The 24,445-nt window shown below is 70.2% G+C and carries 26 protein-coding genes and 1 pseudogene; 17 read left to right on the forward strand and 10 right to left on the reverse strand.

Annotated elements, in window-relative coordinates:
* Positions 1 to 4: 4 nt before the first annotated feature.
* Together SK224_RS13740 and SK224_RS13745 are read right to left on the reverse strand one after the other, a co-directional pair.
* Entirely contained in the window at positions 5 to 1,237 is a 1,233-nt protein-coding gene (locus tag SK224_RS13740; RefSeq protein WP_320435232.1) for an MFS transporter, read from the reverse strand.
* A complete protein-coding gene (locus SK224_RS13745; RefSeq protein ID WP_320435233.1) occupies positions 1,234 to 1,812 on the reverse strand; it encodes a helix-turn-helix domain-containing protein in 579 nt (192 codons plus the stop codon). The genes SK224_RS13740 and SK224_RS13745 overlap by 4 nt, the downstream gene beginning before the upstream one ends.
* A 235-nt stretch (positions 1,813 to 2,047) precedes the next feature.
* Here SK224_RS13745 and rplM point away from each other — a divergent pair, with 235 nt between their 5' ends.
* Genes rplM through glmM form a run of 3 tightly spaced genes read left to right on the forward strand, consistent with a single transcriptional unit; the run spans position 2,048 to position 4,358 of the window.
* Positions 2,048 to 2,494 (forward strand): 50S ribosomal protein L13, encoded by a 447-nt coding sequence (gene rplM, locus SK224_RS13750; protein ID WP_137419039.1) that lies wholly within the window; start codon positions 2,048 to 2,050, stop codon positions 2,492 to 2,494.
* Between the two features lie 26 nt (positions 2,495 to 2,520).
* Positions 2,521 to 2,994 carry a 30S ribosomal protein S9 gene (gene rpsI, locus SK224_RS13755; protein WP_307319820.1) on the forward strand — a complete coding sequence of 158 codons (474 nt, stop codon included), beginning with the start codon at positions 2,521 to 2,523 and terminating at the stop codon, positions 2,992 to 2,994.
* 8 nt (positions 2,995 to 3,002) lie between these two features.
* On the forward strand, positions 3,003 to 4,358 hold the full coding sequence (glmM, locus tag SK224_RS13760; RefSeq protein WP_320435234.1) for a phosphoglucosamine mutase: 1,356 nt from the start codon (positions 3,003 to 3,005) through the stop codon (positions 4,356 to 4,358).
* Between the two features lie 6 nt (positions 4,359 to 4,364).
* Here the strand turns inward: glmM and SK224_RS13765 are convergent, their stop codons facing one another.
* The 4 genes from SK224_RS13765 to SK224_RS13780 form a co-directional block, all read right to left on the reverse strand.
* The gene (locus SK224_RS13765; protein ID WP_320435235.1) at positions 4,365 to 5,477 is read right to left on the reverse strand and encodes a sensor histidine kinase; all 1,113 of its coding nucleotides are present in this window, start codon (positions 5,475 to 5,477) and stop codon (positions 4,365 to 4,367) included.
* Positions 5,474 to 6,115: a response regulator transcription factor gene (locus SK224_RS13770; RefSeq protein ID WP_320435236.1), complete on the reverse strand. Its 642-nt coding sequence runs from the start codon at positions 6,113 to 6,115 to the stop codon at positions 5,474 to 5,476. The genes SK224_RS13765 and SK224_RS13770 overlap by 4 nt, the downstream gene beginning before the upstream one ends.
* Before the next feature lie 86 nt (positions 6,116 to 6,201).
* Positions 6,202 to 7,044 carry a TetR family transcriptional regulator gene (locus SK224_RS13775; protein WP_320435237.1) on the reverse strand — a complete coding sequence of 281 codons (843 nt, stop codon included), beginning with the start codon at positions 7,042 to 7,044 and terminating at the stop codon, positions 6,202 to 6,204.
* Positions 7,045 to 7,199: 155 nt separating this feature from the next.
* Positions 7,200 to 8,132: a Ppx/GppA phosphatase family protein gene (locus tag SK224_RS13780; RefSeq protein ID WP_320435238.1), complete on the reverse strand. Its 933-nt coding sequence runs from the start codon at positions 8,130 to 8,132 to the stop codon at positions 7,200 to 7,202.
* 81 nt (positions 8,133 to 8,213) lie between these two features.
* Here SK224_RS13780 and coaA point away from each other — a divergent pair, with 81 nt between their 5' ends.
* The 11 genes from coaA to SK224_RS13835 all read left to right on the forward strand — a co-directional run bounded on the left by coaA (position 8,214) and on the right by SK224_RS13835 (position 16,978).
* On the forward strand, positions 8,214 to 9,167 hold the full coding sequence (coaA, locus tag SK224_RS13785; RefSeq protein WP_320435239.1) for a type I pantothenate kinase: 954 nt from the start codon (positions 8,214 to 8,216) through the stop codon (positions 9,165 to 9,167).
* A 76-nt stretch (positions 9,168 to 9,243) separates the two neighbouring features.
* Positions 9,244 to 11,094, forward strand: coding sequence for a glutamine--fructose-6-phosphate transaminase (isomerizing) (glmS, locus tag SK224_RS13790; RefSeq protein WP_320435240.1), 1,851 nt, complete (start codon positions 9,244 to 9,246; stop codon positions 11,092 to 11,094).
* A 120-nt stretch (positions 11,095 to 11,214) separates the two neighbouring features.
* Positions 11,215 to 11,574, forward strand: coding sequence for a holo-ACP synthase (locus SK224_RS13795; RefSeq protein ID WP_320435241.1), 360 nt, complete (start codon positions 11,215 to 11,217; stop codon positions 11,572 to 11,574).
* Positions 11,571 to 12,140: a TIGR00730 family Rossman fold protein gene (locus SK224_RS13800; protein WP_320435242.1), complete on the forward strand. Its 570-nt coding sequence runs from the start codon at positions 11,571 to 11,573 to the stop codon at positions 12,138 to 12,140. Before SK224_RS13795 ends, SK224_RS13800 begins: the two co-directional genes overlap by 4 nt.
* Positions 12,141 to 12,186: 46 nt before the next feature.
* Positions 12,187 to 13,311, forward strand: coding sequence for an alanine racemase (gene alr / locus SK224_RS13805; RefSeq protein WP_320435243.1), 1,125 nt, complete (start codon positions 12,187 to 12,189; stop codon positions 13,309 to 13,311).
* Between the two features lie 38 nt (positions 13,312 to 13,349).
* Positions 13,350 to 13,874: a tRNA (adenosine(37)-N6)-threonylcarbamoyltransferase complex ATPase subunit type 1 TsaE gene (gene tsaE / locus SK224_RS13810; RefSeq protein WP_320435244.1), complete on the forward strand. Its 525-nt coding sequence runs from the start codon at positions 13,350 to 13,352 to the stop codon at positions 13,872 to 13,874.
* Between the two features lie 32 nt (positions 13,875 to 13,906).
* A complete protein-coding gene (gene tsaB / locus SK224_RS13815) occupies positions 13,907 to 14,587 on the forward strand; it encodes a tRNA (adenosine(37)-N6)-threonylcarbamoyltransferase complex dimerization subunit type 1 TsaB (RefSeq protein ID WP_320435245.1) in 681 nt (226 codons plus the stop codon).
* Positions 14,584 to 15,090, forward strand: a complete 507-nt coding sequence (rimI, locus tag SK224_RS13820; protein WP_320435246.1) for a ribosomal protein S18-alanine N-acetyltransferase — start codon at positions 14,584 to 14,586, stop codon at positions 15,088 to 15,090. The genes tsaB and rimI overlap by 4 nt, the downstream gene beginning before the upstream one ends.
* Positions 15,078 to 16,136, forward strand: coding sequence for a tRNA (adenosine(37)-N6)-threonylcarbamoyltransferase complex transferase subunit TsaD (gene tsaD, locus SK224_RS13825; protein WP_320435247.1), 1,059 nt, complete (start codon positions 15,078 to 15,080; stop codon positions 16,134 to 16,136). Before rimI ends, tsaD begins: the two co-directional genes overlap by 13 nt.
* Positions 16,133 to 16,693, forward strand: a complete 561-nt coding sequence (locus tag SK224_RS13830) for a hypothetical protein (RefSeq protein ID WP_320435248.1) — start codon at positions 16,133 to 16,135, stop codon at positions 16,691 to 16,693. Before tsaD ends, SK224_RS13830 begins: the two co-directional genes overlap by 4 nt.
* A gap of 51 nt (positions 16,694 to 16,744) precedes the next feature.
* A complete protein-coding gene (locus SK224_RS13835; RefSeq protein WP_320435249.1) occupies positions 16,745 to 16,978 on the forward strand; it encodes a hypothetical protein in 234 nt (77 codons plus the stop codon).
* Here the strand turns inward: SK224_RS13835 and SK224_RS13840 are convergent, their stop codons facing one another.
* A complete protein-coding gene (locus SK224_RS13840; RefSeq protein WP_320435250.1) occupies positions 16,979 to 18,166 on the reverse strand; it encodes a THUMP-like domain-containing protein in 1,188 nt (395 codons plus the stop codon).
* A gap of 141 nt (positions 18,167 to 18,307) precedes the next feature.
* Between SK224_RS13840 and groES the strand changes: the two genes are divergently transcribed.
* From groES to SK224_RS13855, 3 genes are all read left to right on the forward strand, one after another.
* Complete coding sequence (groES, locus tag SK224_RS13845; protein WP_047543013.1) at positions 18,308 to 18,604, forward strand: co-chaperone GroES; 297 nt, start codon at positions 18,308 to 18,310, stop codon at positions 18,602 to 18,604.
* A gap of 91 nt (positions 18,605 to 18,695) precedes the next feature.
* Positions 18,696 to 19,649: an EamA family transporter RarD gene (rarD, locus tag SK224_RS13850; RefSeq protein ID WP_320435251.1), complete on the forward strand. Its 954-nt coding sequence runs from the start codon at positions 18,696 to 18,698 to the stop codon at positions 19,647 to 19,649.
* A gap of 159 nt (positions 19,650 to 19,808) precedes the next feature.
* On the forward strand, positions 19,809 to 21,122 hold the full coding sequence (locus SK224_RS13855) for an ABC transporter substrate-binding protein (RefSeq protein ID WP_320435252.1): 1,314 nt from the start codon (positions 19,809 to 19,811) through the stop codon (positions 21,120 to 21,122).
* A 587-nt stretch (positions 21,123 to 21,709) separates the two neighbouring features.
* Here the strand turns inward: SK224_RS13855 and SK224_RS13860 are convergent.
* The 3 genes and pseudogenes from SK224_RS13860 to SK224_RS13870 form a co-directional block, all read right to left on the reverse strand.
* A pseudogene (locus SK224_RS13860) lies at positions 21,710 to 22,459 on the reverse strand (ABC transporter ATP-binding protein); the annotation flags it as partial.
* The gene (locus SK224_RS13865) at positions 22,456 to 23,466 is read right to left on the reverse strand and encodes an ABC transporter ATP-binding protein (protein ID WP_320435253.1); all 1,011 of its coding nucleotides are present in this window, start codon (positions 23,464 to 23,466) and stop codon (positions 22,456 to 22,458) included. The gene SK224_RS13865 and the pseudogene SK224_RS13860, both read right to left, overlap by 4 nt.
* Positions 23,459 to 24,442 (reverse strand): branched-chain amino acid ABC transporter permease, encoded by a 984-nt coding sequence (locus SK224_RS13870; protein WP_320435254.1) that lies wholly within the window; start codon positions 24,440 to 24,442, stop codon positions 23,459 to 23,461. Before SK224_RS13870 ends, SK224_RS13865 begins: the two co-directional genes overlap by 8 nt.
* Between the last annotated feature and the right edge of the window lie 3 nt (positions 24,443 to 24,445).

A 24,445-nucleotide genomic window follows, 5' to 3' on the forward strand; every position in this document is an offset into this window, starting at 1 on the left:
GATCTCACTGCCGGTCGGCCGCGCGCTCGGCCCGCCACGCGGGGAGGTAGCAGAGTGCCCCGAACACGCTGAAGGCTCCCGCGGCGGCGAAGGCGATGCCCGTACCGGTGTGCTCGGCCAGCACCGTCAAGGCGAGCAGGCCCGCGCTGTAGACGCCGCCGGAGACCATTGCGTTGGCGGAGAGCACACTGGCCCGCGTGCCCGTGTCGGCCTGGCGGTGAAGCAGCGTGTTGTGCATGGGGCTGGCGGCTCCGTGCGACAGGTACGCGGCGCCGTACGCGGCGAGCAGACCCACGGGTCCGGCGACGACGCCCATGACGACCACGAACACGCCGTTCAGGATGCGGGCGAGTGCCGCGGTGACCGCCACACCCCATCGTCTGGCCGCGCGCCCCGCCAGAAGCGAGCCGAGAGCGAAGAGCCCCCAGGCGGCGGCGGATGCGGGACCGAACAGTGCGCCCGCCGCGTCCTCGCCGCCGGCGAGTTCCGCCAGTCGCACAGGGGTGAGGGTCTCGAACGCGACCATGGCGACGGCCCAGAAGACCTCCACCGCCAGGAGCGCGCGCAGGACCGGGGATCGTCGAACCAGGCGCAGTGCCCCGCGCAGTCCCGACGCGCCGGTGGCCGCACCCCGCACCCGTCGGCGCGGGCGTGCCGGCTCGACCACGAGGATCGCTGTGACGACGACGCTCACGGCGGACAGCGCGAGGCTGACGAGGAACGGCAGCACGAGCGCCGACGTGCCGGAGAGCGGCGCCCAGGCCACGAGCAGTCCGCCGCCGAGCGCTCCCGCCGCGATCGAGACGCCGAGCACCGTGGCGGCGCGGGCGAGCCCCTGCTCCACGGGGGCGGCCGGATCGGAGGCGTGTGCCGCGTCGACGTACCAGGCCTCGAGCGGGCCGGAGTCGAGCGTGCGGAACACGCCCTGCAGGAGCATCGCTGCGGCGAAGGCCGCCACATCCTGCGCGAGCACGAACAGCACGGTCGACGCCAAGCCGATCAGAGCCGCGATCAGCAGCACCGGCCGCCGCCCCAGCGTGTCGGCGAGTCCGCCGGTCGGCAGCTCCAGCACGAGCGCGACGATCCCCTGCAGCGACAGGATCGCGCCGACCTCGACGAGACTGAGACCGCGCTCCAGTGGAAGCAGTGCGGTGAGTCCGAAGGTGACTCCGACCGGCAGCCAGCGCAGCGCCGTCAGCCACAGCAACCGACGCTGGGCGCCGGCGGCGTCGATCACGCGTCGTCCAGGTCGAGGGGGCGCGCGAACGAGCTGACGTGGATGCGGCGTGCCCGCGGGTCGGCTGCGCCCGCATCGCGGTAGCGCGCCACGAGTTCCGCCAGTTCGGCGGAGAAGGCGGCGGTCTGCTCGGGCGTCACGGTCAGGATGCCGTCCGACAGGCCCAGTACGTCGACCCATTCCGCGGGCCAGTGCTCGGCCGCATCCAGCCAGCGCTCGGCGCCCGACGCGAACTGACGCACGTAGTCGCGGCTCAGCCATGCCAGCGCGGTCCGGGCGTCCTCATCGCCGGCGAAGTCGGAATCGACCCACGAATGACGCTCGCTCGCCGCGCGCCACTCGCGGCGGCGCCCCTCGCCCTCCCCGGTGTCGGTCACGAGTCCCACGTCGCCGAGGGCACGCAGGTGGTAGCTCGTCGCACCGGAATTGGTGCCGAGGGCAGCCGCGAGCTCGGTCGCGGTGGCGGGGCCGTGGGTGCGCAGGCGACTCAGGATGCGCGAACGCAGCGGATGGGCGAGCGCGCGTACAGCGCGGCTGTCGAGGCGGATGGTGCTGTCGCTGCGGGGTTCGTCCATGCCCCGACTATAGGCATGCACATCTTCTATGCACAACTTCTATGCATTGCTCCGACCTCCGCGTAGAGAGCCGGATGCGGGGTCGACGACGTCGTCGTGCTAGGCTTCTCGTTTGGTGCCGCATCCCTGCTGGTCGGTGCCGCGAACGTGAGCCCTCCACTGGCGTCTTCTCGAAAGAAGCACCCCGGAGCGGGATTCACGAACCTCTCCGTTCGATCAAGAAAGCAGCACTAACGTGACGCGCACTTTCACCCCCAAGGCTGGCGAGATCCAGCGCGAGTGGCTGGTCATCGACGCGACCGATGTCGTCCTCGGACGCCTCGCCTCGCACGCGGCCACCCTTCTCCGCGGCAAGCACAAGCCCACCTTCGCCAACCACGTCGACACCGGTGACTTCGTCATCGTGATCAACGCCGACAAGGTGGCCCTCACCGGGCAGAAGCTCGAGCAGAAGAAGGCTTACCGCCACTCCGGTTACCCGGGCGGCCTCAAGTCCGTCACCTACTCGGAGCTGCTCGAGAAGAACCCCGTCCGCGCCGTGGAGAAGGCCATTCGCGGCATGCTCCCCAAGAACAGCCTGGGTCGCCAGCAGCTCTCGAAGCTCAAGGTCTACCGCGGTGCGGAGCACCCGCACGCCGCGCAGCAGCCCACGGCTTACGCCTTCGACCAGGTCGCCCAGTAAGCGCCGCTCAGACTAAGGACACTCTCGTGGCGAACATCGAAGAAACCACCAACTACTCGACCGAGACCCCGGCCGACCTCGAGGCTGCGGCCGTCGAGCGTCCCGTGCTCTCCGTCCCCGGCGCCGCCGTCGGTCGTCGCAAGCAGGCCATCGCCCGCGTGCGCATCGTTCCCGGCACCGGCAAGATCACGATCAACGGCCGCACGTTCGAGGACTACTTCCCGAACAAGCTGCACCAGCAGCTCGTGACCGACCCGTTCACGATCCTCAACCTCACCGACGCGTACGACGTGATCGCCCGCATCCACGGTGGTGGCCCGTCGGGTCAGGCCGGTGCGCTGCGTCTGGGCATCGCCCGCTCGCTCAACGGCATCGACGAGGAGAACAACCGCCCGACCCTCAAGAAGGCCGGCTTCCTCTCGCGCGACGCTCGTGTGAAGGAGCGCAAGAAGGCTGGTCTCAAGAAGGCCCGCAAGGCTCCTCAGTACTCGAAGCGCTGACACGCCGAATGGCGTTGTTCGGTACGGACGGCGTGCGGGGGCTGGCGAACGGCCCCCTCACCGCCGATCTGGCGCTTTCCCTGGCCCAGGCGACCGCTGTCGTCCTGGGCCAGGGCCGTTCCGCGGAAGCCCGACGTGCGGCGGGCAAGCGGCCCACCGCCGTCGTCGCGCGCGACCCGCGGATCTCGGGAGAGTTCCTCGCCGCGGCGGTCGCCGCAGGCCTCGCCTCCTCCGGAGTGGACGTGCTGGACGCGGGTGTGCTCCCCACGCCGGCGACGGCCTTCCTTATCGGCGACATCGACGCCGACTTCGGAGTGATGGTCTCGGCCTCGCACAACCCCGCTCCCGACAACGGGATCAAGATCTTCGCGCGCGGCGGCGTGAAGCTGCCCGATGCCGTCGAACAGCGCATCGAGTTCGCGCTCGCTGGTCCCAAGCTCCAGCCGACGGGTGCCGCGGTCGGCCGCATCCGTCGCTTCGCCGACGCGGAGGACCGCTACGTCGTGCACCTGCTGCAGTCGTTGCCGCACCGCTTGGACGGCCTGCACGTGGTGCTCGACTGCGCCCACGGTGCGGCAGCCGGCGTCTCTCCCGAGACGTTCCGCGATGCAGGAGCGCGCGTCACCGTGATCGGTGCCGATCCCGACGGACTCAACATCAACGACGGCGTCGGCTCGACGCACCTGGATCATCTGGCGGCGGAGGTGCTGCGGGCGGGTGCCGACCTCGGTATCGCGCACGACGGCGACGCCGATCGTTGTCTCGCCGTGGATGCGGCCGGACGCGTCATCGACGGCGATCAGATCATGGCGATCCTGGCCGTGTCGATGCGCGATCGCGGCGTGCTGCGCGACGACACCCTCGTCGCCACGGTCATGAGCAACCTCGGACTCCACCGCGCGATGGCCGCCAACGGCATCCGCGTGCTGCAGACGGCCGTCGGAGACCGTTACGTGCTGGAAGAGATGAACTCCGGCGGGTACGCGCTGGGCGGTGAGCAGTCGGGCCACGTGATCATGAGTGATTTCGCGACCACCGGCGACGGACTGCTGACCGGGCTGCACCTGATGTCGGAGATGGCACGCCAGGGTCGTTCTCTGGCCGAGCTCGCCTCGGTCATGACCGTCTTCCCGCAGGTTCTCATCAACGTCAAGGACGTCGACCGCACACGCGTCGCCGACTCCGGCGTCGCCGAGGCGGTTGCTGCGGCGGAGGCCGAGCTCGGGTCGAGTGGACGCGTGCTCCTGCGCGCGTCGGGGACGGAACAGCTCGTGCGCGTCATGGTCGAGGCGGAGGATGCCGGCCAGGCCCAGCAGATCGCGGAGCGGCTGGCAGCCGTCGTGCGCGAGCGTCTCGCGCTCTGAGGCGTCTCAGCCTCGCCGCACACGGGCGACGAGTTCGGCTCCGGGGTCGGTCGGCGTCAGCGCGAGGCGTCCGCCCAGTCCCTCCAACCGGTCCGTCAGACGGCGCAGACCGCTCGGGACGGCGGCGGGGTCGACTCCGACCCCGTCGTCGCGCACGCTGAGGGTCACCTCGTCGATCCCGACGTGCAGCACCGTGTCGATCCGCGCGGCCAGCCCGTGCCGGAGGGCGTTGGACACGCCCTCCTCCGCGACGCGCACGAGCGCGAGGCGACGAGCGAGGTCGAGGTCGGGATCGGCTCCCGCGGGGACGACGACGAAGGACGCATCGATCGCGGCCGGGATGCGGGAGACCAACGCGCGGAGAGCGGCGACCACGCCGCGGTCGATGCCCTCGGGGTAGAGAGTGGCGCTCACGGCGCGCAGCTCGTTCTCCCGCAGGGCGTCCAGCTCCGCGCGGATCCGGTCGATCCGGCTCCGCTGGAGGCCGTCGAGGCCGGAGGCCACCTCTCGCAGGTCGGCCTGCAGCATGACGACGCGGCCCTGCAGGGTGCCGTGGAGAGTATCCGCGATCTCCCTTCGGACGTGGAGCTCTTCATCCTGCAGTGCGGCCAACGCCGCGGTCGCCTGTGCGGCCTGCGCGAGCCGGGCGCGCTCCGACTCGCGCGCGCGGCGCCGGGAACCCACGCTCTGCAGGGCGAACACGAAGGTCACCGACATGAGGAGCGTCGCGATGGCCGCATCCGCGAGCGCGAGCGTCACGGAGGCGTAGATCCCGACGATGATCTGCGCGGCGGCGCGGCACGCCGCCGCGAAGCCCGCGCAGCCGACGAGCAGAGCGATGCGAACGAACCCTGTGCGGGAGATGAGGCGCGCGCGGGTCGCGGAAAGCACCGCGATCGCGACGCCGCAGAGGTTGATCGTCACCCGGATGATGAGGTCGACGAACGGCGATGCGTCGGTGCCGCGCAGGGATACGGCGTTGATTCCCAGCAGGAGCACGGCCTGGGAGCTGATCGCCAGGGAGAGGGCGCCGCCCAGGGTCATGGCCATGAAGAAGAACTGCCGCTGATCTGCGGCGCGATCCGCACGAGCGATGTCGCTCGGGGGATCTGCGTTCACGCGCTCTCCTCGAGGAAGATGCGCACGGCGCTCACACGCGGGTTGCGCTCCGCATCCCCGCCGAGCCCCAGGGCGCTGTAGACGGCGTTGACGTGGTTGTCGACAGAACGGTCGGCGAGATTGAGTCGGCGAGCGATGGCGGTGTTCGTCAGCCCCTCGGCCAGGAGCGTCAGCACCTCGAACTGGCGGGCGCTGAGGGCGGCGAGGCGGCCGCGCGGACGCGCGCGGCGACGCTCGACGAGTTCGCGATCGAGCACGCTGCGTCCCCCCGCGCTGGCGCGCAGGGCAGAGACGAGTGACGGCGCGGACAACGCGGAGGTCTTGGAGAGGTAGCTCCATCGGCGACGCTGCTCCTCCGGCACGTCGAGCAGAGTGTTGAGGCGGTCCACGGCCGACAGGAGCACGACCGACAGTGAACTCTGACGCTCCTGCAGCCGACGGCCCACCTCGATTCCGTCGCCGTCGGGAAGGGTGATGTCCAGCAGCGCGACATCGAGATCGCGGGGAAAGCGTGCGGTTTCGGCGGCAGAGCCGGCGGCGACGACGAGATCGAAATCGGGGACGGCGCGCAGGAGGCCCACGAGCATGTCGCGGTACAGAGGTTGGTCCTCGACGAGTGCGATGCGCAGTCTCGCCACGGGTGTTCCTTCGCAAACAGATGGGGGTTGCGCGCTGAGGGTGGGGGATGGGCGCCCCCGTATCTTATCGACTCACCGTGGCCCGTTCAGGCCGTATGACGGGGTTCTCCCACCGCACGGGTCAGGCCCATCAGCAGCGACCAGAACGCCAGCGCCGGCAGCTCCCAGGGAACCTCCTCGCCGTCGATGCCTTCGCGCAGCACCACGTCGTCGATGCCCTCGATGCCGACGAGGCGCTTGCTGGCCATGCCCTCGATGAGCGATGCTCCGGCCGCGGCGATCTGCAGCCAGGTGACTCCGGGAACCGGCTCCCGCTCGACGCGGGCGAGGACCCGTTGGTAGATGTCCGCGATCTCCGCCAGGAAGCGGGTCTCGCTCGCGGCGAGCGCACGGCGCACCTCCGCCTGCTGGTCGACGGGCAGCGAGCTGACCGACACGGAGAGGGCCATGTAGTTCTTCCACTCGGTGGAGGCCATCGTGTCGAGAACGTTCTGTCCGATGGCTCGGCGCACCGACTCCTGCAGAACCCGCTCGATGCCGACGGGGTCGGGCACACCGTGCGCGTCGACCAGGCGGTCCGCATACTGCTCGAAGACCGCGGTCGCGATCTGAACGGTGGCGGCGGAGTATCCGATCGGATGGGGGCCGCGCGGCTCGAGCAGGCGCAGCATGAGCGCGGCGAGCAGTTGGTCCTTGCCGCCGAACGCCGCGAAGGCCGAGCTTCGCGGCACACCGACGCGCCGGATGAGCTCCTCCATGTTCAGCTGGTGCAGTCCCACACTCACCGCGCCGTCCGCGAGGAGATCGGCGGCCGCATCCAGAACGCGACGGCGAAGCTCGTCACGAGGGATGCGTCGCGCGCGACCCGTCTGCGACGAATCGTTATGGACTCTGCGTCCAGAGTCTTGTTGTTCGTCCTGAGTTGGCATATTTTCGTTCCTACCGACGGAAGGTCCTGCTCTCGAGTTGACGGCGGCCGCCAATGGGGGGACGTCGGTACCGTGATCCGCGGGTCGGGGCAGATGACCCCCCGCGGATCACGGCGGTCAGTCTATGGTCGCCCCCGCGCCGGGGGCTATGGGCGTCAGCCCCAGGCCATGGCCTCGATGTAGCGCAGCAGCACGCCCTCCCGCAGCGCCCACGGGCTCACCTCGAGCTCGTCGATGTCGAGTGTGCGCATCGCGGTGTGCAGCACGACCGCCCCGGCCACGATCTGGAACGTGCGATCGGGGGTGATTCCGGGCAGCTCCTGGCGGGCGCTGGCGGGCAGGCGCGCCAGGCGCGGGATCCAGGAACCCAGCGCCTGACGCGGCAGCAGGAGCCGTTCGCTCCCGGACCATCCCGGCACGGGGTACCCGGCGAGGCGGGCGAGCGAGCGTATCGCCTTCGACGAGCCGGCCACGTGGTCGGGGCGCTGCAGCGCCTGGAATTCGGTGGCCACGGGAGCGAGCACCTCCGCGGCATGCGCGCGCAGGCGCTCCACCGCATCCTCTCCCGGAGGATCCTCGGGGAGGTAGCCCACCGTCATGCGGCCGGCGCCGAGGGGAACGGATGCGGCGCGCTCGGGAAGCTCGTCGGAACCGGCCGCGATCTCCAGCGAGCCGCCGCCGATGTCGAAGAGCAGAATCTGGCCCGCCGACCAGCCGAGCCAGCGCCGGACCGCGAGGAACGTGAAGCGCGCCTCATCCTCCCCTCCGAGGACTTGAAGCGGCTGGCCGAGCGCCTCCTCGATCCGGGCGATCACGAGCTCCCCGTTGGCGGCGTCGCGCACCGCGGAGGTCGCGGTCGCGAGCAACTCCGCGACGCCCTCGCGCCGCGCCGTCTCCCGTGCCTCGGCGACCGCATCCTCGAGAGCGCGAACGCCCTCCTCACTGATCGCGCCCGTGGGCGTGAGGTAGCGCATGAGGCGCAGGACGGTGCGGTGACTCGTCGTCGCGAGCGGCCTCCCGCCGGGGTGTGCATCCGCCACGAGCAGATGCACGGTGTTGGAACCGATGTCGAGAACTCCGAGCCGCACCCGATGAGAGTAGCGGCGTCCGGCTTTGCGCGCGCTGCGAGGGCGAACGCTCCGCCGCTGCGCCGCCACTACGATGGGCGGGTGCCAGAGGAGACCACCCCGCCGGCGGCGTCAGCCGAGTCCCTGTACCGCGAGATCGAGCGCGCCGACTGGGCCCGATTGGCCCGCGGCATGGACCAGCCGTTGACCGAGGCGGAGGTCGTGCAGCTGCGGGGTCTGGGCGACATGCTCGACGCCACCGAGGTGCGCGAGGTGTACGTGCCGCTGAGCCGGCTGCTGTCGCTGCGGGCATCCGCCACGAAGCGTCTCGGCGCGGAGGAGAGCACCTTCCTTGGCGAGCCCGACGAGACCACGCCGTTCGTGATCGGCGTGGCCGGCTCCGTCGCCGTCGGGAAATCCACGATCGCGCGACTGCTGCGTGAACTCGTCAGCCGGTGGCCGGGCACACCACGCGTGGAGCTCGTCACGACCGACGGCTTCCTGTACCCGAACGCGGAGCTGGAGCGGCGCGGACTGATGGATCGCAAGGGCTTCCCCGAGTCCTACGACCGCCGCGCGCTGATCGAGTTCCTCACGGCGGTCAAGTCGGGTGCCGCGGAGGTGCACGCGCCGTACTACTCGCACATGCGGTACGACATCGTCCCCGACGCGCACACCAGCGTGCACCGGCCGGACGTGGTGATCGTCGAAGGTCTCAACGTGCTGCAGCCGCCGCCCGTCCCGCACGACGTCGCGGTGAGCGACCTGTTCGACTTCTCGATCTACGTGGACGCCGACCCCGAGCACATCCAGCGCTGGTACACCGATCGGTTCCTGGCGCTGCGCGACGCCGCGTTCAGCAACCCGAACTCGTTCTTCCGGGTGCTCGCCGACATCTCGGACGAGGATGCGCGCGAGCGTGCCGCGTACTACTGGAACAGCATCAACCTGCCGAACCTCATCGAGAACGTGCTGCCCACGCGCCACCGTGCCTCTCTCGTGCTGCGCAAGGGCGCCTCCCACGCCGTCGAGACGGTGCTCCTGCGCAAGCTCTGACGCCCCACGGCGGCGCGCGGATTGCACGGCCCGGTGCCGGGCGGGTTCACGGCTGGGCCCAACTACGATGGAACCCATGTGTGGAATCGTCGGATATGTCGGCCCTCGGCCGAGCCAGGACATCCTGATCTCGGGTCTGGCCCGTCTCGAGTACCGCGGATACGACTCGGCCGGCATCGCGGTGATCGATGCCGACGGCGACCTCGGGATGCGCAAGCGCGCCGGCAAGCTCAGCGTGCTGCGCGACGACCTCGCACGCGTGCCCCTCGCGGACGGCACGACGGGCATCGGCCACACACGGTGGGCGACCCACGGCGGTCCGACGGATGCGAACGCGCACCCGCATCTGGCCGACGACGACAAGCTCGCCGTCATCCACAACGGCATCATCGAGAACTTCGCGGCCCTCAAGGCCGAACTCGTCAGCGAGGGCTACACCTTCCGCAGCGAGACCGACACCGAGGTCGCCGCGGTCCTGATCGGCCGCGAGTACGCGGCATCCGGCGACCTGATCGCCGCCTTCCGCGCGACCGTCGGTCGTTTCGAGGGCGCCTACACTCTGCTGGCGATGCACAAGGACCACCCGGGGCTCGTGGTCGCCGCCCGTCGCAACTCGCCGCTGGTGATCGGCCTCGGCGAGGGCGAGAACTTCCTCGGATCCGACGTTGCCGCCTTCGTCGAGTACACCCGTAACGCGCTGGCGATCGGCCAGGACGAGATCGTCGCCATCACGCCCCAGGGTGTCGAGGTCACGGACTTCGACGGCAACGTCGTGGAGCCCGAGCCGTTCGAAGTGACCTGGGATGCCGCCGCCGCCGAGAAGGGCGGATGGTCCTCGTTCATGGCGAAGGAGGTCTCGGAGGAGCCCGAGGCCGTCGCCAACACGATCCGCGGCCGCATCCGCGACGGCGTCGTCGTCGTCCCCGAGCTCGACGGACTGGACGAGCTCTTCGTCGACATCGACCGCGTGGTCATCATCGCGGCGGGTACGGCGGCGTACGCCGGGCAGACCGGCAAGTACGCGCTGGAATTGTGGACCCGCATCCCGGTCGACGTCGAACTCGCGCACGAGTTCCGCTACCGCGACCCCGTGATCGGCCCCCGCACGCTCGTCGTCTCGATCAGCCAGTCGGGCGAGACCATGGACACCCTCATGGCGGTCAAGTACGCCCGCGAACGCGGTGCACGCACGCTCTCCATCTGCAACACGCAGGGCGCCACCATCCCGCGCGAGTCGGACGCGATCGTCTACACGCACGCCGGCCCCGAGGTGGCCGTGGCCTCGACGAAGGCCTTCGTCGCGCAGATCACCGCGATCTACCTGCTCGCGCTGCACATCGCTCGCGTGCGCGGCTCACTGACGGGCGCCGAGATCGCCGACCACGTGCGCGAACTCGAGTCGGTGCCCGGCAAGATCAGCACCATCCTCGAGACGCAGCAGGAGCGCATCACGCAGCTCGCGCACTGGATGGCCGACACGCGCTCGGTGCTGTTCCTCGGCCGTCACGTCGGTTACCCGATCGCGCTGGAGGGGGCCCTCAAGCTCAAGGAGATCTCCTACATCCATGCAGAGGGCTTCGCCGCCGGCGAGCTCAAGCACGGGCCCATCGCGCTGATCGAGCCGGGCCAGCCGGTGTTCGTGATCGTGCCGTCGCCGCGGGAGTCCTCGGTGCTGCACGACAAGGTGGTCTCCAACATCCAGGAGATCCGTGCTCGTGGGGCCCGCGTCATCGTGATCGCGGAGGAGGGAGACGCGAGCGTCCTCCCGTTCTCCGACGAGGTGCTGCACATTCCGCTCGCCGGCCCTCTGTTCGAGGCGCTGCTGGCGGTCGTCCCGCTGCACATCTTCGCCATGGGCCTCGCCACGGCGAAGGGTCTGGATGTGGACCAGCCGCGCAACCTCGCCAAGTCGGTCACGGTCGAGTAAGAGTCACACTTCTGCGCAAGCGCGCCTGTGATCGACAGGTGCGCAAAGGCGACGCGACTCGGGCATCCGGGGCGCGGATAGGGTGGCGGATGCGGTGAGCGGCCGCATCCGGGAGGGCACATGATCGTCGGAATCGGCGTCGACCTGGTCGACGTGCCGCGGTTCGAGCGCACGCTCGCGCGCACGCCCGGTCTGCTGACCCGTCTCTTCTCGCCGGCCGAGCGCGTGCTGAAGCCGCGGTCGCTGGCTGCGCGCTACGCCGCCAAAGAAGCGTTGATCAAGGCACTCGGCGGCTCGGACGGCGTGCACTGGGTCGAGATCGAGGTGGCCTCGGAGCCGTCGGGCCGGCCGATCTTCGCGCTGACGGGATCGACGGCCGAGGTCGTCTCGGCACGCGGCATCGTGGCGCTGCACCTGTCGATGAGCCACGATGCCGGACTCGCGACCGCATACGTCGTCGCTGAGGCGGCGCCGGCATGATCTCGCGCGTCGCCGTCTACACCGGCTCCGCCCTCGGCGGCTCGCCCGCCTACGCCGCGGCGGCCGCCGCCGTGGGGGAGGCTCTCGCCGCATCCGGCATCGGACTCGTGTACGGCGGTGGGCGCGCCGGACTCATGGGGGTCGTCGCGGATGCGGCTCTCGCCGCCGGCGGCGAGGTGCACGGGGTGATCCCGCAGGCTCTGGTGGACGCGGAACTCGCGCACCCCGGCCTCACCCGGCTCGAGATCGTGGCCGACATGCACGCGCGCAAGACGCGGATGGCGGAGCTCGCCGACGCGTTCGTCGCCCTGCCGGGCGGCGCGGGGACGCTCGAGGAGCTCTTCGAGGCGTGGACCTGGCTGCAGCTGGGCCTGCACCGCAAACCGGTCTCGCTCTACGACGTCGACGGCTACTGGGCACCCCTGGGCGCGATGCTGGACGCCATGGTCGAGGCCGGCTTCCTGACCGCGGCCTTCCGCGACACCCTCGGAGTCGCCTCAGACCCGGCGGCGTTGCTCGCGGCGTTCGCGGCATGGGAGCCGCCCGCGCCCAAGTGGCGGCGCTGAACGTCCTGCGTCACCCGGTACCGTGGATGCGGCGACGGGAGGTCCCATGAGTGCGCTGCCGACCGGGGTCATGCGAGAAGCGGTCATCGATGTCGAGGCGATCGCCGACAATGTGCATCATCTGCGGCGATTGACGGGTGTCGAGGTCATCGCCGTCGTCAAGGCCGACGGCTACGGACACGGAGCCGCGCGGTCCGCAGCGGCGGCGCTGGCCGGTGGTGCGACGCGCATCGGTGTCGCCGACGTCGCCGAGGCGCTGGCCCTGCGCCGCGCCGGGATCGATGCGCCCATCCTGGCCTGGCTGCACGCCCCCGGTGCCTCCTTCGGCGAAGCGGTCGAGCGCGCCATCGAGCTGGGAATCTCGAACCTCGATCAGCTGAACGCGGCCGCCGCCGCCGGAAGCGGTGATCGACCCGCCGTGCTGCACCTCAAGCTCGAGACCGGACTGGGGCGCAACGGCGCCTCGCCCGCCGATTACGCCGCGTTGTTCGCGGAGGCCGCCCGGTGGGAGCGGCTGGGTCGGGTGCGCGTGATCGGCATCTTCAGCCACCTCTCCAACGCATCCGCCGAGGACGACCTGGCCGCGCTCGCACGCTTCGAGGAGGCGGTCGCCGCCGCATCCGTCGCGGGGCTGACTCCCCGCCTGCGGCACATCGCCGCCACCCACGCGGCGCTCGCCCTGCCCGAGACGCGCCTGAACTGCGTGCGCATCGGAATCGGCATCTACGGCCTGTCGCCCTTCGATGACCGTTCGTCCGCCGACCTGGGTCTGCGCCCCGCCATGACGCTGCGCGCCGCCGTCGCGGCCGTCAGGCGCGTCGGCGCGGGGCAGGGCGTCTCGTACGGCTACGACTACCGCACGGACGGCGACACGACGCTCGCGCTCGTGCCGTTGGGATACGCAGACGGGGTGCCGCGCCAGGCCTCCGGCGCGGGGCCCGTGCGCATTGCGGGCGAGCGTCATCGTGTCGCCGGACGCATCGCGATGGATCAGTTCGTCGTCGACGTCGGCGACGCCGAGGTGCAGGTCGGCGACGAGGTCGTGCTCTTCGGCGATCCCACCCTCGGCGTGCCCTCCGCGACCGACTGGGCGGTCGCCGCCGGCACCATCAACTACGAGATCGTCACGCGGATCGGCGCGCGCGTGCCGCGGCACCACATCGCCTCATGAGCGGGCATGAATCCGGCACCGCCGGTGTTCCACACGGCATGACGAACGAGGTCGGTGAGCTGGCGATGGATGAGTTGCTGGGCGAACGGGAGATCGTCTCGCCGCAGGACATGGAGCAGCTGGGGCGGCAGATCGGGGAACGTCTGCACGCGGGCGACGTCGTGGTGCTGACGGGGGCGCTGGGAGCGGGTAAGACCACTCTGACGCGGGGGATCGCGGCCGGTCTCGGTGTGCGTGGTCCGATCCAGAGCCCGACGTTCGTGATTGCCCGCACGCATCCCTCGCTCACCGGCGGAGCCCCCCTGGTTCACGTGGACGCGTACCGGTTGGGCTCAGCCGCCGAACTCGACGACCTCGACATCGACCTGCCGGGCTCGGTCGTCGTCGTGGAATGGGGCCACGGCCTCATCCAGGCGATCGCGGACTCGTGGTGGGAGGTCGAGCTCGACCGCGAGTGGGACGGTCGCGGGGTCGACAGCGCCTGCGGCACGTATCAGCGTCACAACGACGATCTGGATGCAGAGACGCCGCGTCTCGTGACGATCACGCACCACACGGTCTGAGCACCCCGGCGCTGCCGCATTACCCTGGAGGGGTGTTCCTCGGCATCGACACCTCGCTCGGAACGGCGCTCGCCGTCATCGATCCCGACGGCGTCGTGCGCGCCGAGGTCTCCAGCGACAACCCGCTCGGCCACGCCGAGGTCATCGGCGACCTGCTGCTCACGGTGACGGAGACCGCGCGCACCACGGCCGCGCACGGCTCGGGGCTGGGCGCTGCCGACGACGCGCGCATCACGCATGTCGTCGCAGGCATGGGTCCCGGTCCCTTCACGGGACTCCGGATCGGCATCGCCGCCGCGCGCGCGTTCGCCCTCGCCCGGGGCGTGCCGGTGGTGCCCGTCGCCAGCCACGACGCCGTCGCGCTGGGCGTCCTCCTCGCCGCGGCGATAGAGGATGCCGACGCCGGCACGTTCGCCGTCGTCACCGACGCGCGGCGTCGGGAGTTCGCGTACACGGTGTACCGCGGTCTCGACGACGACGGCCTGCCCGAGCGGCTCGCCGGCCCCGCCCTCAGCCCGCGTGACGAGCTGGACGACCGGCTCGCGGCGCTCGGCGCTGCGCGCATCGATGCGGGTGCGATCCCCGCGACGGTGCTTGCGCTGTGCGGCGCGCGGGCCGTCGCCGCCGGCCGCACGATCGCCGCGGACGAGCCGCTGTACCTGCGATCGCCCGATGTCACCAGCCCCCACGCTCCCAAGCGGGTGAGCTCGTGATCCGCCCGGCGACGCCCGCCGATCTCGATGCGATCATGCGCCTGGAGCGGGCGAGCTTTCCCACGGATGCGTGGAGCGACGCCATGATGCGCGAAGAGCTCGCCTCCCCGCACGGGCACTATGTCGCGCTCGAGCAAGGCGGTCGGCTGATCGGCTACGCGGGGCTGCGCGCGCCCGCGGGAGCGCGCGACGGCGACGTCCAGACGATCGCTCTGGACGAGTCGGCCCGCGGACGCGGATTCGGACGCGCGCTGCTGCGCACGCTCCTGTCGACGGCCCATGAACGACGCGTGCGCGAGGTGTTCCTCGACGTGCGCGACGACAACCCCGTCGCCCGGGGGTTGTACGCCTCGGAAGGGTTCGTGGAAGCCGGCCGGCGTCCGCGCTACTACCAGCCCGACGATGTCGACGCGATCGTCATGCGCGTGGACGTGCAGGCGTGGGCAGCGGCCCGCGGCGAGGATGCGGTGGCATCCGGTGTGAACGGAGGATGGTGCTCGTGAGCGGACCTCTCGTGCTCGGCATCGAGACAAGCTGCGACGAGACCGGAATCGGTATCGTCCGCGGCCGCGAGCTGCTGACGAACACGATCGCCAGCTCGATGGACGAGCACGCCCGCTACGGCGGCGTCGTTCCCGAGGTCGCCGCACGCGCTCACTTGGAGGCGCTGCAGCCCGCGATCCACGCGGCGCTCGCCGAGGCCGGAGTCGGCCTTCACGACCTGGATGCGGTCGCCGTCACCTCGGGTCCGGGGCTCGCCGGCGCGCTCATGGTGGGCGTGGGGGCCGCGAAGGCGCTCGCCGTGGGTCTCGGCAAGCCGCTCTACGCCGTCAACCACCTCGTCGGCCACATCGCGGCCGACATCCTCGATGCGGATGCGGCCCCCCTGGAGTACCCGACCGTCGCGCTGCTCGTCAGCGGCGGGCACACCTCCCTGCTGCTCGTGCGCGATCTCACCAGCGATGTGGAGCTGCTCGGCGAGACCGTCGACGACGCCGCGGGGGAGGCGTTCGACAAGGTCGCCCGCATCCTGGGCCTGCCCTACCCGGGAGGCCCGCAGATCGACCGCGCCGCCGCCGAAGGCGATCCGACCGCCATCCGTTTCCCCCGTGGACTCTCCCGCGCCTCCGACATGGCCGAGCATCGTTACGACTTCTCCTTCTCGGGCCTGAAGACGGCCGTGGCCCGCTACCTGGAGCAGACGCCGGACGCCTCCGTGCCCGACGTCGCGGCATCCTTCCGTGAGGCCGTCGTCGACGTGCTCGTGACGAAGGCGCTGGATGCGTGCGAACGCTACGGCGTGCCGCGGCTGCTGCTGGGAGGCGGCGTGATCGCCAACCGCCGGTTGCGCGACGTGGCTCTGGAGCGCGGCACCGCGGCCGGCGTCGCCGTCCGCATCCCGCCGCTGAGCCTGTGCACCGACAACGGTGCGATGATCGCGGCGCTGGCCGCCGAGCTCATCTCCGCGGGGCGTGCGCCGTCGACACTCCGTTTCGGCGCAGACTCGACGTTGCCGGTCACCGAGATCCAGGTCGCGGAGCAGCCGTGAACGGCGAGCGGGAGCAGGACGCGCCGGACGAGGCGGCGGGGCTCTCGTCGTCGTTCCCGCCCGACGACGCGGCCGCTCAGCCGCTGCTGGCCGCCGCTGCGGCCTTGGACCCCTCGCCGCAAGAGCCGGTCGTCGCGCGCGTCGAGTCGCCCTCGGACGACGTCATCGTGCCGACGCCGGCCGCCGATCTCCCGGGCATGCACCGCGGCGGCTTCACGCGCCCGCCCACGGCGCCCGTGGATGTGCGGGCGCAGGTCGCGCAGCATGAGGAGTTCCCGGCGACGACCGCGACCCTGCCGACGACGGATGCGGCGTCGCCCGCGAACTTCGCGACGCTCTCCCTCGGTTTCGCGGTGGTCGCCCTGGTCGTCGCCATCGTGGTCGGCTGGGGCTTCCCGATCGGCATCGGCGCGGTCGTGCTCGGGCTCATGTCGTTGCGCGGGCGCGTGGAGAGCCGCCCGATCGCGGCGTGGGGGGTCGCGCTCGGTGCGCTCTCGTTGCTCTACAGTGCGGGATGGCTCATGTACGCGGGCATCCAATCGGGATGGATCGGCTGATTCCCGGAGAGAGCGCTCCCCGATCCGAGCCGGCTTGATAGGTTCGCAGACATGGGGATCGAGTGGGGACGAATCAACCCTGTGGTCGTCGTGACGGCCGGGGTTCTGGCCTGCATGCTGGTGCCGAGCGCGGTGTTCCTCGCCGTGTCGGCGTTCCTCGCAGGCAATGCGCTGCTGGGGGCGGTGGCGGTCGTCGCGGCGGGCGGGATCGTGATCGCAGCCGCCGCCGCGTTCGTCTGCGCGGCGACCGTGTTCCGACGACGCGCGGCCGTCGGCGAGGGCTGATCAGACGCGGTCCGCGAGGATCGCCGTCCGCTTGTCGCCGATCCGCGTCAACAGCAGCGTGGCCGACGCGTCGCCTGTGAGCTTGAGTCGGGTGCGCAGCGTGGCCGGGTCCACGTCGACGCCGCGTTTCTTGATCTCGAGCGTGCCGATGCCGCGCTCACGGAGCGCCTTGGCGAGCTTCTTCTCGTCGGCGGGCAGCTGCTCGCGCACGCGGAAGCTCTGCACGAACGGGCTCGTGACCGGCTGGTCCGAGGTGAGGTAGGCGATGTGTTCGTCCAGAGTGCCCGCATCCAGCGACCGGGCGACGTCGCCGATCAGGCGGGAGCGGATGACGGCGCCGTCGGGCTCGTGCAGGAACGCGCCGAGCGGGCGGGGGGCGACGTCCTCGGCGTCGTGGCCGGACGTGAGCTCGTGCACCTCGTCGCCGCGGACGACGAGCGCTGCACGCCGGACGCCCTCGCGGGCGAGCTCCCGGGAGAAGATCACGAGCTCGATCGTGGATCCGTCCACACTGATCCACTGCGCCTCGACATCGTCGGGGATGTTGCCGCGATCGAAGCCGGGACCGAGCTTGATGCCGGTCGGGATGCGCTCGGCGACCTCGAATGCCCAGCTGAGCGCGGGGCTGTACTCGTCGGCCCGCAGGCGATCGTTGTGAGCGCCGCCGACCGGGCGCCTGGCGGGGTCGAGCCATACCGCATCCCGGTCGGTGAGGTCGACATCCTCCGCGCGGGCGTGCGAGACCGTGACCGTGTCGGCGAAAGGCGCCAGGTTGTACGCGGCGACCGCCGCGGTCGGCTCGTCGGCGTCTACGGCGGTGACCTCGAGTCCGAGGGCTGCGAACCCCAGGGCATCGCCGCCGATGCCGCATCCGAGATCCGCGATCCGGCGGCGTCCCGCATCCCGGAATCGACCGGCATGGCGGGCCGCCACACTGAGGCGCGTGGCCTGCTCGAGGCCCGCGGGAGTGAAGAGCATCCGCCCGGCGAACGGTCCGAACTTCGCCGCGGCGCGGGAGCGGAGCCGCGCCTGACCGACGACGGCCGAGACGAGGTCGGGCCCGTGTCCTGCGGCGCGGAGCCTGCTCACGGCCGCGGCGACCGCTGCCGTCGACTCGATCGGGCCCGTCTCATCCAGCAGGCGCAGGCCCTCGGGGGTGAGAAGGGCGCGTAGCTCGCTCATCTCCATCGCTCCAGCCTAGGTGCGACGTCGTGTTGGCACTCGCGTTGCACGAGTGCCAGGACGCCTCTAGACTTGCTATTAGCACTCTCGGTGTGAGGGTGCTAACTGAGTCTTCCGTTTCACGAAGCGAGAAAGAAGAGGTAGACCGTGTCGGTTTCCATCAAGCCGCTCGAGGACCGCATCGTCATCCAGCAGGTCGAGGCCGAGCAGACCACCGCTAGTGGCCTGGTCATCCCCGACACCGCCAAGGAGAAGCCCCAGGAGGGCGAGGTCGTGGCCGTGGGCCCCGGCCGCATCGACGACAACGGCAACCGTGTTCCGCTCGACGTCGCCGTCGGCGACCGCGTGATCTACAGCAAGTACGGCGGCACCGAGGTCAAGTTCGGTGCTGACGAGTACCTCGTGCTCTCCGCGCGCGACGTGCTCGCGGTCGTCGTTCGCTGACATCGCCTGCTCGAAGCCCCCGGCCGTTCGGTCGGGGGCTTCGTTCGTTGCGGGCGCGCCCCCACCCGCGCCACGGTTCTAGGCTGGGTCGGTGAATCCACGCACTCCCACCGAGCAGGGTCTCGCCGGCGGCCTGTACGCCTTCTCCGCATATCTGTTGTGGGGCGTACTGCCGCTGTACTTCCTGCTGCTCGCGCCCGTGGGCGCGTTCGAGATCGTGGCGTGGCGCATCCTGCTGTCGCTCGTCTTCTGCGCGCTCCTGATCGCGGTGACGCGCTCGTGGCGACGTCTCGCTGCGATCCTGCGCCAGGGTCGGCTCGTCGCCCTCACGGTGCTCGCCGGCATCCTGATCTACGTCAACTGGCAGACCTATCTGATCGGCACGCTCAGCGGCCACGTCATCGAGACGAGCCTCGGCTACTTCATCAACCCGATCGTCACGGTCCTGCTGGGCGTGCTCGTGCTTCGCGAGCGGCTGCGTCCGACGCAGTGGGTCGCGATCGGACTCGCCACCGCCGCGGTCGTCGTGATCGTGATCGGGTACGGCGCCATGCCGTGGATCGCCCTCATCCTCGCGTTCTCGTTCGGCTTCTACGGACTCGTGAAGAAGAAGATCGGCCCATCCGTGGATGCGGTCAGCGGGCTGACCCTGGAGTCGCTCTGGCTCACCCCTCTCGCCCTCGTGCAGCTGGTCGTGGTGGCGCTGACGACCGGGCTGGGCTTCGCGTCCGCCGGGGTGGGCACCACGGTGGCCCTGGCGCTGGCGGGGGTCGTGACGGCCGTTCCGCTGCTGCTGTTCGCCGCAGGGGCGCGCCGGGCGCCGTTGACGCTGCTGGGTATCGTCCAGTTCGTCGCGCCGGTGCTGCAGTTCCTCATCGGATGGTGGGTGCTGGACGAGCCGATGACGGCAGGACGCTGGGCGGGCTTCGCGCTCGTGTGGGCGGCTCTGATCCTGCTCAGTGCGGATTCGATCGTCGCCTCGCGTCGAGCGCGCAAGGGCGCAGGATTGCAGAACGCTCCGTCCGACGTGGCCGAATTGACGTAATGCGTCGAAAAGCGGCGTGATTCATAACGATTTCGTCGCGAAAGAGTGCGAGGACTGTGCGCGACGCGCGCCTACAACACACTCGTAACAATGCGCGGCTAGCTTCTGGCGCAACGCGGCGTCCAGGTCGCGCATTGAAGAGTGAAAGGACGGAACCACATGGTTCACTCCAAGAAGGCGTGGTTTGCCGCGACCGCCCTCGCGGGCGTCTCGGCGCTTGCGCTCGTCGGGTGTGCCGGCGGGGGCGAAGCAGCGCCCTCCGGCAGCTCAGACGCAGGTGGCGACTACACGGCGCAGAACTGCGCCGACGGCACCACGAGCGCTGACATCCTCAAGGTCGGCACCCTGCTGCCCACCACGGGAACCCTGGCATTCCTCGGCCCGCCCGAGATCGCCGGTGTCGGCCTGGCTGTCGACGACATCGTCGCCGCGGGCGACAAGGCATGCACGTTCTGGACCGACTCCGGTGACAGCAACGACATGACCGTCTCCTCCGCATCGGCCGACGAGCTCATCAACGCGAAGGTCTCGATCGTGATCGGCGCCGCATCCTCCTCGGTGTCGCTGAACGTCGTCGACAAGCTCACCAAGAGCGCGAGCCCGATCGTGCAGATCTCGCCCGCGAACACGGCGGCGACGCTCTCCGGGTACTCGCCCTTCTACTTCCGCACCGCTCCGCCGGACACGGTGCAGGGTTCCGCGCTGGGTCAGCTCATCACGAGCGACGGCAACGCGAACATCGCGTTCCTCGTCTTCAACGACGCGTACGGCACGGGCCTGCGCGACGTGATCGAGGAGACGGTCACCGGCGCGGGTGGATCGGTCACGTACGGCGCCAAGGGCGCGGGCCAGGAGTTCCCTCCCGGTCAGACCACCTTCTCGTCCGAGGTGACGGCGGCTCTGGCCACCAACCCCGACGCGATCGTGATCATCGCGTTCGATGAGACCAAGGCGATCATCCCCGAGCTCGTCTCGCAGGGCTGGGACATGTCCCGCACCTACTACACGGACGGCAACACGTCGGACTTCTCGAAGGACTTCGAGGCCGGAACGCTCGAGGGCGCCCAGGGCACGATCCCGGGTGCCAACCCCGCAGAGGACTTCAAGAAGAAGGCCTCCGCGTGGCACGAGTCGGTCGAGGGTTCGGCCCTGGACGACTATTCGTACTCGGCTGAATCGTACGACGCCGTCATCCTCTCGGCCCTTGCGGCCCTGAAGGGCGGCGCGACCGACTCCGCGACCATCCAGGCGAACCTGGCCGCCGTGTCGGGTGCGACGGGCGGCGAGGAGTGCTCGACGTACGCGGACTGCAAGGAGCTCATCGCCGGCGGTAAGGACATCCACTACACGGGTGTCGCCGGCACGGGACCGTTCAACGACAAGAACGACCCCTCGAGCGCCTTCATCGGCATCTACAAGTTCGACGGTGACAACAAGCCCGTCTGGCAGAGCGCTGTCGAGGGCAAGTCTTGATCTGACTGCTCATCCCCACGAACGCCCCCGGGTCCGCCCGGGGGCGTTCGTGCGTACGCGGCGGACACGCCCGTCGCCGTCCCGACCCGTTCCGCGCTCGCCGTCCGCCCGTCGTTCTCGCTCGCCTTTCGGTGCGGGGCCCGCGCGTTGGAGGGACTCGTGTTGCTCTTGCGGGGGCGTTCGGGGCGCGCTTCGGGTCTCTTGAGCACAGGGGTTTGGTGTTCGGGGGACTCGTGTTGTCGTTGCCGGGGTGTTCGAGGCCGTTTCGGGTCCCTTGAACAGGCGGGAACGGGGCGATGGGGCGGATGCGGGTGCGGGAGGCGGAACGGGGGAAGGGGGCGGATGCGGGTGCATCCGCCCCCTTCGGAGCGTTCCGGCGGCGTGTGGCGCCGCGCGGGGCCTCAGGCCTTGCCGGCGTCGGGCTCCACGCCCGGGTCCGACATGGGCTCGGCCCCCGGCGGGAGGTCCTCCGCTGCGCTCGAGCCGGCCGTGACCGACGTCGGAACCTGCTCGTCCGGCGTCACCGTGCCCGCGGGAGCCGGCTCTGCGGTGGCTGGCGCGACCGGCGCAGCGGCGGATGCAGGGGCAGACTTGTCCGCATCCACATCGGCTGCGAGCGTGCCGAGGTAGAGCTGGATGACCTTCGGGTCGTTGGCGAGCTCGCGTCCCGTGCCCGTATAGGCGTCTCGTCCCTGGTCGAGCACGTAGGCGCGGTCGCAGATCTGCAGGCATCGGCGCGCGTTCTGCTCGACCATGATCACGCTCACGCCCGCCTTGTTGATGCGGCGGGTGCGGATGAAGGTCTCGTCCTGGCGGACGGGCGACAGGCCCGCGGAGGGCTCGTCGAGCAGCAGCACCGACGGGTCCATCATGAGCGCGCGCGCCATCGCGACGGACTGGCGCTCACCGCCCGAGAGAGAGCCCGCGCGCTGATCGCGACGGTCGGCGAGCACCGGGAAGATCTCGAAGATCTTGTCGAGCTGCTCCCGGAACTTGCGCGGCTTCTGGTAGATGCCCATCTGCAGGTTCTCCTCGATCGTCAGCGAGGGGAACACGTTGTTCGTCTGCGGCACGAAGCCCACGCCGGTCGAGACCAGCTTGTTGGGCTTCCAGCCGGTGATGTCGGTCCCCTTCAGCGTGACGGAGCCGCTGCGGATCGAGACCTGGCCGAACACCGCCTTCAGGAACGTCGACTTGCCGGCGCCGTTGGGGCCGATGATGCCGATGAGCTCACCCGGGTGGGCGACGATGTTGACGCCGTTGAGGATGTTGACCCCCGGCAGGTAGCCGGCGTGCAGGTCCTTCGCGACGAGGACCGGTTCGGTCGCGTTCGTCATGAACGGTGCTCCTTTCCGAGCGCCTCGTCGATCTGCCGCTCGGCGGCCGCGTCGGCGGCCTCCGCCTCGGCTTCGAGCTGTTGGATGACCGAGGTGTCCAGCAGCGAGTCGTCGCCGAGGTCGGTGTCGTGGTGCGCACCGAGGTACGCATCGACGACCGCCTGCTGGTTCATGACCTCGCCCGCCGGGCCCTCGGCGACGATGGCGCCCTGCGCCATCACGACGACCCAGTCGGAGATGTGACGCACCATGTGCATGTCGTGCTCGACGAACAGCACCGTGGTGCCGTCGTCGCGCAGGGCCTGGATGTGGCCGAGCAGCGACTGCGTGAGCGCGGGGTTCACACCCGCCATGGGCTCGTCGAGCATGATCATCGTCGGGTCGCTCATGAGCGCGCGTGCCATCTCGAGCAGCTTCTTCTGTCCGCCCGAGAGGGAGCCCGCGAGGTCTTCCCGCTTCTCGTAGAGCTTGAAGCGCTGCAGGAGATCCATGGCCTTCTCGGTGATCTCCTTCTCCCGCTTGCGCCAGAGCGCGGGGATGAGGGCGACGGCCATGTTCTCGCCGGGCTGGTCTCGCGCGCCGAGCAGCATGTTGTCGAGCACCGTCATGCGCGAGAGCGCCTTCGTGAGCTGGAAGGTGCGCACCATGCCGCTGCGGGCGACCTTGGATGCGGCCGTGCTGCCCAGCGTCCGGCCGTCGAACGACCACCTGGCCGCCTTGTCGGCAGGCGGGCCGCCGAAGGCGCGCTTCGCGCTCGTCGGCTTGTCGAAGCCGGTGATGAGGTTGAAGAACGTGGTCTTGCCCGCGCCGTTGGGGCCGATGAGGGCCGTGATGGCGCCGCGCTGCACCTCGAGGTGGTCGACGTCGACGGCCGTCATGCCGCCGAAGCGGCGGATGATGTTGTCGACGACGAGGATCGGGTCGGGCTTGGAGGCGCCGGGCGCCTGCGCGACCTGCGACAGGCTCTCCTGTGCGGCCGCCTGGGCCGCCGTGATCGGCTCAGACATTGAAGCTCAGCTCCTTCTTGCTGCCGAGGATGCCCTGTGGTCGGAAGATCACCAGGAGCATCAGCGCGATGCCGATCACGATCCAGGAGAACTGATCGGTCTGCTGGGTGGACATGATCGAGTCGGGCACGACGATGTCGGTGATGCCCTGGATGAAGATGCGCACCGCGAAGAACAGGATCGAGCCCAGCACGGGGCCGAAGATGGTCGCGGCGCCGCCCAGCAGGAGCGCGGTCCAGATGAAGAACGTCGTCGAGCGTCCCAGCGCGTCCGGCTGGACGGACGACGGGAGGACGTAGATGATGCCGGCGAAGGCGCCGAGCACGCCGCCGAGCACCAGTGCCTGCATCTTGTAGGAGTAGGCGCTCTTGCCGAGGCTGCGCACCGCATCCTCGTCCTCGCGGATGCCCTTGAGCACACGGCCCCACGGGCTGCGCATGAGCAGCCACACCAGGACGAGGAAGACCGCCACGAGCGCCCAGGCCACGAGGCGGATCCACCATCCGCTCACGCCGTTGTTCTCGTACGTGAACCAGAGGATGGTGGTGGAACCGTCCGGCAGGAACGACAGCTCGTTGAACGGGTCGCGGTAGGTCGCCCCGGGGAGACCGTTCGAGCCGCCGGTGAGGGGGCCCATGATCGAGGAGCGTCCGACCATGCGCACGATCTCGGCGGCCGAGATCGTGACGATGGCGAGGTAGTCGCCGCGCAACTTCAGCGTGGGGATACCCAGGATGAGGCTGAAGACGACGACCACGATGATCGCGATCAGCAGCGACGGCCAGAATCCGAGGCCCGCGCCGATCGACACGGCGAAGCCGTAGGCGCCGAGCAGCATGAAGCCGGCCTGGCCCATGTTGAGCAGTCCCGTGTAGCCGAAGTGGATGTTCAGGCCGATGGCGGCGATGGCGAAGGCTGCCGTCGCGGGCGAGATGGCGCTTGCCGCCATCTGGGTGAGCAGGTTCAGGAATTCCATGTG

It is taken from the genome of Microbacterium sp. BG28 (assembly GCF_034044005.1).
GTDB lineage: Bacteria > Actinomycetota > Actinomycetes > Actinomycetales > Microbacteriaceae > Microbacterium.

Coding starts and splice junctions, on each gene's coding strand:
- SK224_RS13745 (WP_320435233.1), bottom strand. CDS start 1,812: ATGGACGAACCCCGCAGCGACAGCACCATCCGCCTCGACAGCCGCGCT.
- glmM (WP_320435234.1), top strand. CDS start 3,003: ATGGCGTTGTTCGGTACGGACGGCGTGCGGGGGCTGGCGAACGGCCCC.
- SK224_RS13775 (WP_320435237.1), bottom strand. CDS start 7,044: ATGCCAACTCAGGACGAACAACAAGACTCTGGACGCAGAGTCCATAAC.
- glmS (WP_320435240.1), top strand. CDS start 9,244: ATGTGTGGAATCGTCGGATATGTCGGCCCTCGGCCGAGCCAGGACATC.
- SK224_RS13795 (WP_320435241.1), top strand. CDS start 11,215: ATGATCGTCGGAATCGGCGTCGACCTGGTCGACGTGCCGCGGTTCGAG.
- SK224_RS13800 (WP_320435242.1), top strand. CDS start 11,571: ATGATCTCGCGCGTCGCCGTCTACACCGGCTCCGCCCTCGGCGGCTCG.
- alr (WP_320435243.1), top strand. CDS start 12,187: ATGAGTGCGCTGCCGACCGGGGTCATGCGAGAAGCGGTCATCGATGTC.
- tsaE (WP_320435244.1), top strand. CDS start 13,350: ATGACGAACGAGGTCGGTGAGCTGGCGATGGATGAGTTGCTGGGCGAA.
- tsaD (WP_320435247.1), top strand. CDS start 15,078: ATGGTGCTCGTGAGCGGACCTCTCGTGCTCGGCATCGAGACAAGCTGC.
- SK224_RS13835 (WP_320435249.1), top strand. CDS start 16,745: ATGGGGATCGAGTGGGGACGAATCAACCCTGTGGTCGTCGTGACGGCC.
- SK224_RS13840 (WP_320435250.1), bottom strand. CDS start 18,166: ATGGAGATGAGCGAGCTACGCGCCCTTCTCACCCCCGAGGGCCTGCGC.
- SK224_RS13855 (WP_320435252.1), top strand. CDS start 19,809: ATGGTTCACTCCAAGAAGGCGTGGTTTGCCGCGACCGCCCTCGCGGGC.
- SK224_RS13865 (WP_320435253.1), bottom strand. CDS start 23,466: ATGTCTGAGCCGATCACGGCGGCCCAGGCGGCCGCACAGGAGAGCCTG.
- SK224_RS13870 (WP_320435254.1), bottom strand. CDS start 24,442: ATGGAATTCCTGAACCTGCTCACCCAGATGGCGGCAAGCGCCATCTCG.